The organism is Maribacter caenipelagi, from assembly GCF_004364175.1.
GTDB classification, from domain to species: Bacteria; Bacteroidota; Bacteroidia; order Flavobacteriales; family Flavobacteriaceae; genus Maribacter; species Maribacter caenipelagi.
Window position 1 is genome coordinate 285,928 of the sequence record NZ_SNZW01000011.1, and the last position, 13,772, is coordinate 299,699.

General features: G+C 35.4%; 14 protein-coding genes. 10 read left to right on the forward strand and 4 right to left on the reverse strand.

What is annotated here, in order from left to right; genetic code table 11:
• Positions 1–19: 19 nt before the first annotated feature.
• Both DFQ03_RS02070 and DFQ03_RS02075 read right to left on the reverse strand, forming a co-directional pair.
• On the reverse strand, positions 20–637 hold the full coding sequence (locus DFQ03_RS02070; protein ID WP_133671368.1) for a fasciclin domain-containing protein: 618 nt from the start codon (positions 635–637) through the stop codon (positions 20–22).
• 90 nt (positions 638–727) lie between these two features.
• Entirely contained in the window at positions 728–2,005 is a 1,278-nt protein-coding gene (locus DFQ03_RS02075) for a branched-chain amino acid transport system II carrier protein (protein ID WP_133671369.1), read from the reverse strand.
• A 251-nt stretch (positions 2,006–2,256) separates the two neighbouring features.
• On the opposite strand from DFQ03_RS02075, the gene DFQ03_RS02080 reads away from it, so the two are divergent.
• Positions 2,257–2,493, forward strand: coding sequence for a hypothetical protein (locus DFQ03_RS02080; protein ID WP_133671370.1), 237 nt, complete (start codon positions 2,257–2,259; stop codon positions 2,491–2,493).
• A gap of 11 nt (positions 2,494–2,504) precedes the next feature.
• Here the strand turns inward: DFQ03_RS02080 and thiL are convergent, their stop codons facing one another.
• Both thiL and DFQ03_RS02090 read right to left on the reverse strand, forming a co-directional pair.
• A complete protein-coding gene (gene thiL, locus DFQ03_RS02085) occupies positions 2,505–3,548 on the reverse strand; it encodes a thiamine-phosphate kinase (RefSeq protein WP_133671371.1) in 1,044 nt (347 codons plus the stop codon).
• A gap of 97 nt (positions 3,549–3,645) precedes the next feature.
• Positions 3,646–5,103 (reverse strand): Gfo/Idh/MocA family protein, encoded by a 1,458-nt coding sequence (locus tag DFQ03_RS02090; RefSeq protein WP_133671372.1) that lies wholly within the window; start codon positions 5,101–5,103, stop codon positions 3,646–3,648.
• Positions 5,104–5,561: 458 nt separating this feature from the next.
• On the opposite strand from DFQ03_RS02090, the gene DFQ03_RS02095 reads away from it, so the two are divergent.
• From DFQ03_RS02095 to DFQ03_RS02135, 9 genes are all read left to right on the forward strand, one after another.
• Positions 5,562–5,891 (forward strand): HesB/IscA family protein, encoded by a 330-nt coding sequence (locus tag DFQ03_RS02095; protein WP_073241609.1) that lies wholly within the window; start codon positions 5,562–5,564, stop codon positions 5,889–5,891.
• A gap of 83 nt (positions 5,892–5,974) precedes the next feature.
• Entirely contained in the window at positions 5,975–7,420 is a 1,446-nt protein-coding gene (gene sufB / locus DFQ03_RS02100; RefSeq protein WP_133671373.1) for a Fe-S cluster assembly protein SufB, read from the forward strand.
• Positions 7,421–7,479: 59 nt separating this feature from the next.
• Positions 7,480–8,232 (forward strand): Fe-S cluster assembly ATPase SufC, encoded by a 753-nt coding sequence (gene sufC, locus DFQ03_RS02105; protein ID WP_133671374.1) that lies wholly within the window; start codon positions 7,480–7,482, stop codon positions 8,230–8,232.
• A 78-nt stretch (positions 8,233–8,310) separates the two neighbouring features.
• Complete coding sequence (gene sufD / locus DFQ03_RS02110) at positions 8,311–9,627, forward strand: Fe-S cluster assembly protein SufD (RefSeq protein ID WP_133671375.1); 1,317 nt, start codon at positions 8,311–8,313, stop codon at positions 9,625–9,627.
• Between the two features lie 117 nt (positions 9,628–9,744).
• The gene (locus tag DFQ03_RS02115) at positions 9,745–10,338 is read left to right on the forward strand and encodes an outer membrane protein (RefSeq protein ID WP_133671376.1); all 594 of its coding nucleotides are present in this window, start codon (positions 9,745–9,747) and stop codon (positions 10,336–10,338) included.
• A 75-nt stretch (positions 10,339–10,413) separates the two neighbouring features.
• Positions 10,414–11,628 (forward strand): aminotransferase class V-fold PLP-dependent enzyme, encoded by a 1,215-nt coding sequence (locus DFQ03_RS02120; RefSeq protein WP_133671377.1) that lies wholly within the window; start codon positions 10,414–10,416, stop codon positions 11,626–11,628.
• Positions 11,629–11,734: 106 nt separating this feature from the next.
• Positions 11,735–12,802, forward strand: a complete 1,068-nt coding sequence (locus tag DFQ03_RS02125) for a zinc metalloprotease (RefSeq protein ID WP_133671378.1) — start codon at positions 11,735–11,737, stop codon at positions 12,800–12,802.
• A 75-nt stretch (positions 12,803–12,877) separates the two neighbouring features.
• Entirely contained in the window at positions 12,878–13,309 is a 432-nt protein-coding gene (locus DFQ03_RS02130) for a hypothetical protein (RefSeq protein ID WP_133671379.1), read from the forward strand.
• 37 nt (positions 13,310–13,346) lie between these two features.
• Positions 13,347–13,772: a SufE family protein gene (locus DFQ03_RS02135; RefSeq protein ID WP_133671380.1), complete on the forward strand. Its 426-nt coding sequence runs from the start codon at positions 13,347–13,349 to the stop codon at positions 13,770–13,772.

Sequence of the window (13,772 nt, forward strand, 5' to 3'; positions counted from 1 at the left end):
ATGGGGAAATTTTTTATAATTACATGCCCGGCAATACTACGGTGTCCACAACATGTATAACTCCATTTGACTGATGTACATCTGCTATGGTAACCATAGACATATTACTACCAGCATCTTTTAATACTACATTTTTACCTTTTACCATTACGGTCAGCATACCGCCATTAACAGTAGTTAACTCCGTTTTTCCCTTACCATCTTTAATCATTTTCATTAAGTCCATAGCACTTACATTACCGGCAACAACGTGATATGTAAGAACAGATTGAAGTTTTGCTTTATTTTCTGTCATGAACAAAGTCTCAACGGTTCCTTTTGGCAGTTTTTCAAAAGCTTCATTTGTTGGTGCAAAAACAGTGAAAGGACCTTCACCTTGTAAAGTTTCAACCAAGTCGGCTGCTTTTACGGCTGCAACTAGGGTTGTATGATCTTTTGAGTTCACTGCATTTTCAATGATGTTTTTATTGGGATACATTTCTGCACCACCTACCATTTTGGTTTCCATCATCATTTTTTCCTTCTTCATCTTCTTGTCCTTTTTCATTTCCATACCGCCATCTTGAGCGAAAGATGAAGTGGTAAGTCCTATGGTTAAGGCAAGAGTAGCAAGTTTAATCGTTTTTAAAATTTTCATAATCTAATTTTTTAGTATACCTCACTTACGGAAACCAAATTGCGAAGGTTTGGTTTTGGGTATGAATTAGATAAAATAATTTTTTGAAAGTTATTTTTTGGTGGAGTTGATATAAACGTTAGAAAGTACAAACACAATGAAAGCCGGCAATACCCACCCCAAACTGTACTGTTGTAGCGGAATCCATGAGAAAGTGTCTGCAGCAGGAGCTAATGCACTGATGCTGCTTAAAAAATCTGGAATACTAAATAGAATAGTGGTTATCGTAACAGCTCTAAAAACAAAAACAGATGCATATTTGTCTGGCACCACATTCAATAGAATAAGAATAATTGTAATCGGGTAAATAAACATTAATGAAGGTATGGCCACTGCAATTATATAGGCGACATTGAATTGCCCAACTAAGATACCAAGTACACTACCTAGAATTGCTGTTATGGTATAGATAGATTGTGACTCATTAAATCTAGATGCTACAAAATCTGCTGTTCCCGTAACAATACCCACAGCAGTTGTAAAGCAAGCTAAGCTTACAAGAATGCTTAGAAATAAATTACCAATATTGCCTAAACTTTGTATGGCCAAACCAGATAATATTTCTGTTCTAGTGGTGTCTTCATTAAACGCAGTATGCGATAATGCCCCAGATATTATTAACCCCATATAAATTAAAAACAATGATAAACCTGCAAACCAAGCTGCATTGCGTATTAGCAGTTTTTTCTCTTCATAGGATACATGGGTGTATTTTAAATTGATGGATATGATAATAACTCCGCCTACCACAACAGCACCAATAGCATCGAATGTTTGGTAGCCTTCTAGTATTCCGTTTGTAAACGGACTAGCAATCGTGGTGCTTCCAAAATCGAAGGGGAACGAGAAAATGGTAATTCCTATTACTAAAAGAAGAATTAGAATTATTGCAGGAGTTAATATTTTGCCCAGTATGCTCAATATCTTAGAACGGTTTAAAGCGAATAACAATACTAAAGCAAAGTATATGCTACTTGTAAACCAAGATGAGATATCCCAATACGGCTGTATAGCCATTTCATATGTTACCGAAGCTGTTCTGGGGCTGGGTAATGCAATCGCAATCGCATAAATGAAAAACGCATATATTAGACTAAATGTCGGTGATACCTTATTTCCAAAATCGATTAGGGTGCCTTGTAGTTTTGCATGTGCCAAAATACCAAGTACGGGTATAGCAACTGCCGATAGACCAAAACCAATAGTTACTATTAACCATTGATTACCGGAATTGAAACCTAATAACGGGGGTAAAATAAGGTTGCCCGCTCCAAAAAAAAGGGAGAACAATGCAAAGGCTGTAACTAGGGTTTCCTTCTTTGTGAACATGGGTGCAAATTAAGTGAAAGATTATTAAATAACAGGCAAGAGAGGCTTTTTCATTTTATGAAACAGCAAAAAAAAGGGTATTGACAACAGGTTAGGTAAAACTCACAACAATTACTGGTACAGGCTTTTAATGTGTAGTACTTTAACCAAAGGAAACAAAGCGTATGCAAATTTCCTTGAGTTTCAATCTAATATATTAATCGCATTTTCTCGATTGCCCAAATCGAAATTTTTGCTAAAAAACCTACAGCATGAAAAAAATATTCTGCAGCATCTTCGGTCATCACTATTCAATTTCAAAAAAGGTGACTTCTCATATTAAAGAGTACAAGTGTATTCACTGTCAAAAAGAAGTCACTACCGATGTAAGTGGTAACCTTTCTATTTTGACTCCTGAATTACAAGATATCAATAGAACTTTAGAGCATATTTATCAAAGAAGACATACTTCAGCACGTGCACATACGCCTACGCAACAAGTAGCTTAAATTTTTCAGATTTATTCGAATGAATTCCAACCCTGTGCGGTCAATGGAATCTTTGTATTACTCCTTGAAATCAAGAATGCACCTTCGTCTTTTCCTGTAGTATGACCAATAACGGTCAAGTTTGGATTGCCTTTTATTTTCGAAAATTCTTTTTGGTCTATAGTGAACAATAATTCATAGTCCTCACCGCCACTTAATGCAACAAGTGTACTATCTATTTTAAACTCTTCGCAAGCTGAAATAACAGTAGGGTCTAAAGGAATTTTGTCTTCGTATAAGTCAATTCCCAATCCGCTACTCTTGCTTAAATGTAGAATCTCAGATGAAAGTCCGTCACTAATATCAATCATCGATGTTGGGTGAACATCTAATTTTTTCAATAGTTCAGTAATATCTTTTCGAGCTTCAGGTTTTAACTGACGTTCTACGATATAAGAATATGGTTCTAAATCTGGCTGACTATTAGGGTTCACTTTAAAAACCTCTTTTTCACGCTCTAATACTTGAAGTCCGATATATGCAGCCCCTAAATCTCCACTAATTACTAAAAGATCATTTGGTTGAGCACCTGAACGGTAAGCGATATCTTCTTCATTTGCGATACCAATGGCGGTAACGCTGATCATTAACCCTGTTTTAGATGAGGTGGTGTCACCACCAACTAAATCTACATTATATGCTTTACATGCTGTTGCCACACCAGCGTAAAATTCTTCAAGTGCTTCTAACGGAAATCTATTTGAAACTGCAATTGAAATAGTTACTTGAGTCGCCGTAGCGTTCATGGCGTAAATATCAGAAAGGTTGACCATAATAGATTTGTAACCTAAATGCTTTAGTGGCATGTAGGCAAGGTCGAAATGCACCCCTTCTATTAAAAGATCGGTACTGATAACCGTTTTTTTGTTTTCAAAATCTAAAACTGCAGCATCATCACCAATACCTTTTAAGGTAGATTTTTGTTCGATTTTAAAATCTTTAGTCAGGTGTTCTATGAGTCCGAATTCACCTAATTTCTCTAACGATGTTCTTTCTTGTTCTTTATCTTCTAGCATACTGCAAAAATAAGAAGTAAAACAAGATGTATAGCATAAAAAAACCGAAGCTTTTCAGCTTCGGTTATACTGTTGAAATTATCAACCTGTATAAGGTTTATCCTACTGAATACCCATCTCTATAGGTGCGTTTCACATATTTGTTTGCAGGTTCGAAATTGGTAATTTTCATATTTGCTGCATCCCATTGTAAACGTTTTCTACCGTAGTATTGTTTTCCGCCACCCCAGAAGCTTTGATTTTCTACTGATGGATCGACTTCAAAATATGATTTTAACGCCAAGTTTCCTATTAAGATACTTTCGGTAAATGGTCCGGCATAATCGAAAGAAGAGCTGGTTTCAGCATTTCCGTAACCTGCCATACATGCATTTACCCATTGTAAGTAATGACCTTCTGGTACACGCGCAATGGTTTGTTCTACTTCAAATTGTTCATTTAGAGTCAGTGGAAGTAAACGCGGATTCGCACCATAGCAATCTGCCATTAATTTGCCTTTTGTACCAATGAAAAGTACGCCACCATCCCAGTTTCCTAAAGCTTCGTCATCGCCTAATTCTTCAGGCCTTTCAGGTAGCAATCCGCCATCCATCCAGGTAACTTTAATTTTCCCTTTACCATCCGTTCTTGGGTAACTCAAATGTATTTTACTAGAGTTCGGAAAACTTTTTGGGTAGTCTTTGTATTGGAAATTACCACTGAAAGAATCAGAAACACTGCATTCTACAGTATCAGGATATAAAATTGGAAGAATTCTATATACAGGGTCCATAATGTGGCATGCCATGTCGCCCAAAGCACCTGTTCCAAAATCTGACCAACCTCTCCAATCGAAAGGAAGGTACGCGTTATTGTAGTCTCGCATTGCCGCAGTACCTAACCAAAGATCCCAATTCAATCCTTTTGGGATACGATCTTTTTTGGTGGGTGTTTGTAATGCTTGTGGCCAAATGGCTCTATTCGTCCAACATTTTACGGTATGTACTTCACCAATAATGCCTGTGTCATAAATTTCTTTCATGGTACGTACACCATCGCCAGAACCACCTTGGTTACCCATTTGAGTAACTACTTTGAATTTTTTCGCTGCCTCGGTCAACATTCTTGCTTCCCAAATATCATGTGTCAAAGGTTTTTGAACATACACATGTTTTCCCATAGACATTGCCTGGTAAGCTGCAACGGCATGGTTGTGATCTGGCGTAGATACAGAAACGGCATCGATATTTTTGCCTTCTTTATCTAGCATTTCCCTAAAATCATTAAAATAACTGGCTTTCGGGAAGGCTTCTCTAGATGCAATTGCTTGCCTATTGTCGACATCAGCAAGTGATACGATATTTACATTCGGACTCTCAGCAAAAGAAGCAATATCGCTTTGACCTTTACCACCGACACCAATACCGGCAATATTTAGCTTGTCGCTTGGTGCGACAAAACCTGTTCCACCTAAAACGTGTCTGGGTACAATCATAAAACCGGCTGCCGCCATACCGGTATTCTTCATAAATTTTCGGCGGGTGTTGTTTTTGTCGTTTGATTTGTTGTGTGACATAAGTTGTTGTTTGATTTGGTATTGAAGGTAATTGAATTCTATTAAATTGTGGTCGATTGAGCAGTGTATTGAAGTATAACATAATTTAGTATTTAAGTTTAAATACTGATAATTAGCCACTTATGTAATTAATGAGTTTTAATTTTTAACATTTTATTTGTGTACTCTGCTAAGAAAATAGCGTTGCTTTTACTTAGAATAATCAATTTTGTAATCTCGATTTGTTAGGTATATACAGACGCATGTGCAGTAGAATTGAAAAACGATGAATTCAATTTTGACAGAAATACTACCCTTATTAAAATCAAGTAATTGTTCTTCATCAATTAATACAATTGCATTCTTTTCGGGTATAGTATTTCTCTATTAATATATACGTTATAATAATGTTAGGTTCTATTGAAAAAACCTACTTATGACGTATATTTGTAAACTATTTAGATTAAATCTAGTTAATTATGATTCAAGTATCAGAAACGGCTAAACAGAAAGTAATCAACCTTATGACGGAAGAAGGTTTTGATGCTACGACGGATTATGTGCGTGTTGGAGTAAAGAGTGGTGGATGTAGTGGATTGTCATACGAGTTAAATTTTGATGATAAGAAAGACGACGCCGATAAAGTATTCGAAGACAATAATGTACGAATTATCGTAGACAAAAAAAGCTTTTTATATTTAGTAGGTACAGTTTTGGAATACTCTGGCGGACTCAACGGAAAGGGTTTTGTTTTTAATAACCCTAACGCACAAAGAACTTGTGGCTGTGGCGAGAGTTTTTCATTATAAGAAAAGTGAAGTTTTAAATATGTAAAGAAGATCATGTAGTTGTTTTTTTAACTCATTTATTTTTTACTTATTAACGAGAATATATGGCATATACAGAAGAAGAATTAAAGAAAGAATTGGAAACCAAAGAGTATGAGTATGGTTTCTACACAGATATAGAATCTGATACATTTCCTGTTGGGTTAAGCGAAGAAATTGTTATTGCGATTTCAAAGAAAAAGGAAGAACCGGAGTGGATGACACTTTGGCGATTAGAAGCTTTTCGCATTTGGGAAAGTATGGAAGAGCCTACATGGGCAAATGTGCATTATGAAAAACCAGATTTTCAAAAAATCAGTTATTATTCTGCACCTAAATCTGCTGACCCTAATAAAACGTTAGATGATGTTGATCCCGATTTGTTAGAAATGTATCGAAAGCTTGGTATTTCTGTTGATGAGCAAAAGAAATTACAAAATGTAGCTGTTGATATTGTTGTCGATTCTGTTTCTGTAGCAACGACTTTCAAAAAGACCCTAGCTGAAAAAGGGATTATTTTTATGCCTATTTCAGAGGCTATAAAAGAGCATCCAGAGTTGGTGAAGAAGTACATTGGTTCTGTTGTTCCACAAAAAGATAATTTTTATGCAGCTCTAAATTCCGCAGTATTTACCGATGGTTCTTTTTGCTATATTCCAAAAGGTGTACGTTGCCCAATGGAGCTTTCAACATACTTTAGAATTAACCAAGCGGGTACAGGTCAATTTGAACGTACTTTACTAATTGCAGACGAAGATAGTTATGTAAGTTACCTTGAAGGTTGTACAGCTCCGTCAAGAGATGAGAACCAATTGCACGCTGCCGTAGTAGAGCTAATTGCTCTAGATGGTGCTGAAATAAAATATTCTACCGTTCAAAACTGGTTCCCTGGTAATAGCGAGGGTAAGGGTGGTGTTTATAACTTCGTTACGAAAAGAGCTATTTGCGAGAAAAATGCTAAGGTATCTTGGACACAAGTTGAAACAGGTTCGGCAGTAACATGGAAATATCCTTCTTGTATTTTAAAAGGAGATAATTCTATCGGCGAATTTTATTCTATAGCTGTAACTAACAATTACCAACAAGCAGATACAGGTACTAAAATGGTACATCTTGGTAAAAACACTAAGAGTACTATTATTTCTAAAGGTATTTCTGCAGGTAAATCTCAAAATAGTTACCGTGGTTTGGTACAGGTAAATAGCCGTGCCGATGGAGCTCGTAACTTCTCTCAATGCGATTCTTTGTTAATGGGTAATGAATGTGGTGCACATACCTTCCCGTATATTGAAGCAAAGAACAAAACTGCAATGATTGAGCATGAGGCTACCACAAGTAAAATTGGTGAAGACCAAATTTTCTATTGCAACCAAAGAGGTATTCCGACAGAGAAAGCTATTGCATTAATTGTAAATGGTTTTAGTAAAGAAGTGTTAAATAAACTACCGATGGAATTTGCTGTAGAGGCACAAAAACTATTGGAAATTAGTTTAGAAGGTTCTGTAGGATAAAAAGTAATTAAGATTTTAGTAAAACGCCATTGGCGCCACAATATTTAAAGTAACATATTATGTTGAAAATTAAAGATCTACATGCTAGCGTAGACGATAAGGAGATATTAAGAGGAATAAACTTAGAAATTAAAGCAGGCGAAGTACATGCTATAATGGGACCTAACGGTTCTGGTAAAAGTACATTAGCATCTGTAATTGCCGGAAACGAGCGTTTTGAGGTTACTCAAGGTTCAATTGAATTGAGTGGTGAAGATTTAGAAGAAGTTTCTCCAGAAGAAAGAGCACACAAAGGTGTTTTTCTATCTTTTCAATATCCAGTTGAAATTCCTGGTGTTTCTGTAACCAACTTTATGAAAACTGCTATTAACGAATCTCGTAAGGCCAGAGGTCTTGAAGATATGCCTGCGAAGGATATGTTGAAGTTGATTCGTGAAAAATCTGAGTTATTAGAAATTGACCGTAAATTCTTGTCTAGATCATTGAACGAAGGTTTTTCTGGTGGTGAGAAAAAGAGAAACGAAATTTTTCAAATGGCAATGTTAGAGCCAAAGGTTGCAATTTTAGATGAAACCGATTCTGGATTGGATATCGATGCTTTACGTATTGTTGCTAGCGGAGTTAACAAACTAAAAAGTAAGGATAACGCAGTAATCTTAATTACACACTACCAACGTTTGTTGGAGTATATTGTACCTGATTTTGTTCATGTTTTACATAATGGTAAAATTGTAAAATCTGGTGGAAAAGAACTTGCTCTAGAGCTTGAAGAAAAAGGATACGACTGGTTAAAGCAAGAAACAGCGGTGTAATTGAGTATCAGTATTCAGTGGCAGTAATTAGAAATTACGAACTGCCATCTGCTACTGCAAACTGGCAACTGAAAAAATATGGATTTAAAAGATAAATTGATTTCCTCTTTTATGGCGTTTGAGAACAACGTGGATGTTGAACATCCGGTACACGACGTTCGTATGGCAGCTATAAAAAACTTTGAGGAAAAAGGATTTCCTTCTAAAAAGGAAGAAGCTTGGAAATATACTTCGTTAAATAGTTTACAAAAAATAGACTTCAGCATCTTCCCAAAAGAAGAGAATGCGTTGGAGTATAAAGATGTAAAACGCTATTTCATTCACGAAATTGATACGTATAAAATTGTTTTCGTTGATGGTATTTATAGCTCTTACCTTTCTGAAACAACACATGATGGTGTAGATATCTGCTTAATGAGTGCAGCGCTTACAAAGCCAATGTACAAGCAGGTAATTGATGTGTATTTTAATAAAATAGCATCTAAAGATGAGTCGTTAACGTTATTAAATACAGCGTTTAGTAGAGAAGGTGCTTACATTTACATACCGAAGAATAAAATGCCTAAAAAGCCAATTGAGATATTACATTTCTCTACTGGTAACGAGGCTTCACTTTTGTTACAGCCTAGAAATTTAATTATAGTAGAAGAAAATGCTGAGGTTCAAATTATTGAGCGTCACCAGAGTTTAACTTCTAACGACATACTTACGAATGCGGTGACAGAAATATTCGCTGCTAAGAGTGCTATTGTTGATTTTTATAAAATTCAGAACGATAATGAAACGGCATCTTTAATCGATAATACATATATCGATCAAAAAGATAAGAGTCTTGTTAAGGTTCATACCTTCTCTTTTGGTGGTAAGTTAATTCGTAACAATCTTAACTTTTATCAGAATGGCGAGTATATCGATTCTACCATGAAAGGGGTAACTATTCTAGGAGAAAAACAACATGTGGATCACCATACATTAGTTCATCATATAGAGCCTAACTGTGAAAGTCACCAAGATTATAAAGGTATTTACGGTGATAGTTCTACAGGTGTTTTTAATGGTAAAATTATCGTTGATAAAATTGCTCAAAAGACAAATGCTTTTCAGCAGAATAACAATATATTAATTAGTGATAAAGCAAGCATTAACACAAAACCGCAATTAGAGATTTTTGCAGATGATGTAAAATGTTCTCACGGTTGTACTATTGGTCAGCTAGATGAAGATGCTTTATTTTATTTACAATCAAGAGGTATACCGAAGAAAGAAGCTAGAGCTTTATTAATGTATGCCTTTGCAAATAACGTATTATCTTCTGTTCGTATTCCTGAACTAAAGACTAGAATAAATAAATTGATTGCTAAGAAACTAGGGGTTAACCTTGGGTTCGATTTGTAGTCTATAATTTTGTTCAATTAAAATTAACGGTTCGTTAGGTTATTCTTAACGAACCGTTGTATTTTCTTACATTGCTAATAAGCTATTTTCGTCGTACAAATAATTAACTTGAAATTTATGAAACGACTTTTACTTACTTCATTTTTAGTATTCACTATTATTATTTTACATGCTCAGGACCAGAAATGGAGTGTTGAGGCTAATTACCCATTCACATTAGATGATGGTGCTTTCTCTAATAATGATGGAGCAATTGATTTAGGTATAAAATACCGCTTTTTTAGAACAGATTTAGTTCGTTTGGGTTTAGACCTTAACGGTGGTTTTGTATATGACAAAGCAGGTAAGAATAATGAAGATACGTTCAAGTCTAAAACATATCTTTTTCAACCCAAGGTGTTTGCCGAGTTTAGTGTGCCATTTGCACCAAAATGGCATCCTATGGTCGGTGTTGGTTATTCAGTTGTGAGTAATAATTTTAGTGGATCAATTTCAGGTACAGATTTTTCAGATCGCAGTGGTGCCGACGGAGGATTCAATTTTGATGTCGGAATCTCCTATGATATATCAAAAAGATTCTTTTTACAATTAAAGTATGATATGATATTACTTCAAGTTAAAGATGAGGTTGTATTTGATGATGAAAGAATAAACATTGATTTTAGAGAAAATATAGATCGCCTAAAAATAGGAGTAGGATTTAGATTCTAAAATAAGATATTACAATACCCTTCATACCCGATATGTTTTCATTATCGGGTATCTTTGTATATAAGAAGATTGACTATGTTAGATATTAAAAAAATAAGAGAAGATTTTCCAATTCTTAAGCGTCAGGTAAACGGTAAGCCATTGGTCTATTTAGACAATGCCGCAACATCGCAAACTCCGCAACAGGTTATAGATACCATTGTAGATTACTATCAAAACTATAATGCTAATATTCACCGTGGGGTTCATACGCTCTCTCAAGAAGCTACCGATAAATACGAACAGGCAAGAATAAAGATTCAAAAGCATTTTAATGCTGCGAAGTCTTATGAAATTATATTTACTTCGGGTACAACGCATAGTATTAATCTTGTTGCTAACGGATTCTCTGCCTTAATCAAAGAAGGAGATGAGGTTTTGGTTTCTGCTATGGAGCATCATTCTAACATTGTGCCTTGGCAAATGTTATGTGAACGTACTGGTGCTGTTTTGAAAGTGATTCCAATGAACCAAGAAGGGGAATTACGAATGGATGTGTATGACGAATTACTTTCAGATAAAACCAAACTGGTTTTCTGTAATCATATTTCGAATGCTTTAGGAACCATTAATCCTATTGAAGAAATTATAGAAAAAGCACATAAAGTTGGCGCAGCGGTATTGATTGATGGTGCTCAAGCAGCACCACACCTTATTGCAGATGTACAAGCTTTAGATGTAGATTTTTATACTTGTTCTGCACATAAAATCTGTGGACCAACTGGTGAAGGTATGTTATATGGTAAAGAAGAGTGGTTAAATAAATTGCCCCCTTATCAAGGTGGTGGTGAAATGATTGCCGAAGTAACTTTCGAGAAAACGACCTATGCCGATTTACCGCATAAATTCGAAGCTGGTACACCTAATATCTGTGGTGGTATCGCTTTTGGCGCTGCACTAGATTATATGAATGCTATTGGTTTTGATGAAATTGCCAAGTATGAGCACGAGTTGCTAGAATATGCCACACAAGAGTTGTTGAAAATAGGCGGACTCAAAATTTACGGGACTGCAAAAAATAAGACTTCCGTTATTTCATTTAATATTGATGGTATACACCCTTATGATATAGGCAGTATTTTAGATAAGCTGGGTATTGCGGTACGAACGGGTCACCATTGTGCACAACCTATTATGGATTTCTATAAGATACCGGGTACAGTGCGGGCTAGTTTTGCTTTCTATAATACCAAAGAAGAAGTAGATGTGCTTGTTGCAGGTGTTTTAAAAGCCAAGAGCATGCTACTCTAATTGCAGAAAATGAATTAAAACTTATAATTTTCATAACATTCCTTTAACATAATGTTAATATTTTATATATTGGCGAAACACTAATTATATAATATTATATCTATTTATGAAAAAAGTAATTTTAAGCGTAGCGGTATTGGGAGCTTTTCTTTTATCCTGCGAAAATGAGTCCCCCACTGAGTTCAATTCAGAAATAGAGGCGCAAGAAGTACAAGTTGACATGAGCGATTTCTCGTTGTATGTTGATGAGGATGATTTATCAGGAAAATCTGCAAGCAGTTTTGAAAAATGTGTTTCCATGAAAAACTTGGAATATAGATTATCCAAGAATAATGGTTTGGCTAAAAAGATGTACGATATAGAGTACAATACAAGAAAGGCCATTGCATTAAAAAATCAAGGAAAAGGTAAACCCGGCGGAGGAAATGACGGCGGAGGTACTACACCAACAATTTTTGAAGGAGCTATTACAATTCCTGTAGTCGTTAATATCATAGAACAATTTTCAGGACAGGTTACCCAAAATCAAATCAATTCTCAAATTAGAATACTGAATGAGGATTTCCAGAATAATAATAGTAATACCGCAGCGGTACCATCAGAATTTTCAAGTCTGGTCGCCGATGTTGATGTAGCTTTTGTTTTGGCAGGTGTTAATAGGGTAGTTAATACCAAAGCATCTTGGGGAACTAATGATGCTATGAAAATACCTTCGCAAGGTGGTATAGCACCAACAGACGCTTCTAGTAACTTAAATCTATGGGTTTGTGAAATTGGCGGAGGAATTCTTGGTTATGCACAATTTCCAGGTGGTTCAGTTGCTACCGATGGTGTAGTAATCGGTACTGATTTCTTTGGTGAAACCAATGCAGGTGGAATTTATGGAAAAGGGCGTACAGGTACTCATGAGGTAGGTCACTGGTTAAATCTTCGTCATATTTGGGGTGATGGTAGATGTAATAGAGATGACTTCGTTGCGGATACTCCAACTTCTGATGCTCCTAACTACAACTGCCCAAGTTACCCAACTGTAAATTGTAGATCGGCAGATATGACTATGAATTATATGGATTATGTACAAGATGATTGTATGTACATGTTTACAACTGGTCAAAATGATCGTATGCGTGCATTATTTGTCGCTGGCGGACCAAAAGAAGGTTTTGTAAACTAAAACAATTCCTAAGCTTATAATAAAAGGACATCCAATGGATGTCCTTTTTGTATTATTACATTTAAATATATACTAATGAAAATAGTCTTTTTGCTCCTAGGCATTATTACAATGAATACTTGTGGTCAAAAGTCAATGCCCAATAAAACAATTATTGAATTTAAATATGAAGCTAGTACAAGAGGCTCTAATTATACATGTTCGATAAATGAAAACGATATAGATGTGATATCAAAAGGAATATCTGATTTTCAAAAATCTAAAAGCATCAATAATGAGCAATGGAGTTCTTTAATAAACTCATCAAAAACTATAGATGTGCTGAATTTAGAGAACCTAATTGCGCCAAGTAATAATAGTCATACCGACAGGGCAAGAATTGCCACTTTAACTATAATAACACCCGATAGTATTTTTATCTCGAAACCTTTTGATGAAGGTAATCCTCCTTCACAATTAACATCTTTGATAAACAATATGTTGACCATTGCTAAAACTGTTGATTAACATACTTACTTGTTGTAATTTTGCATAAAATAAAGCAATGGAAATTAAAGAGATACAGGAAGAGATTATAGATGAATTTTCTATGTTCGATGATTGGATGCAGCGCTATGAGTACATGATCGATCTTGGCAAATCACTTCCATTAATTAATGAAGAGTTTAAGACTGACGATAACATTATTAAAGGTTGTCAAAGTAAGGTTTGGGTACATGCCGAATTAGAAGGTAATAAATTGGTTTTTACTGCAGATAGCGATGCTATAATCACTAAGGGAATTATTGCGATTCTAATACGTGCATTTAGCAACCAAAAACCGCAAGATATTTTAGATGCCGATACCCAGTTCATTGATGAAATTGGGTTAAAAGAGCATTTGTCGCCTACAAGGGCAAACGGTTTGGTAAGTATGATCAAACAATTAAAGTTATACGCAGTAGCGTATCAAACACAAATTGAAGACTAG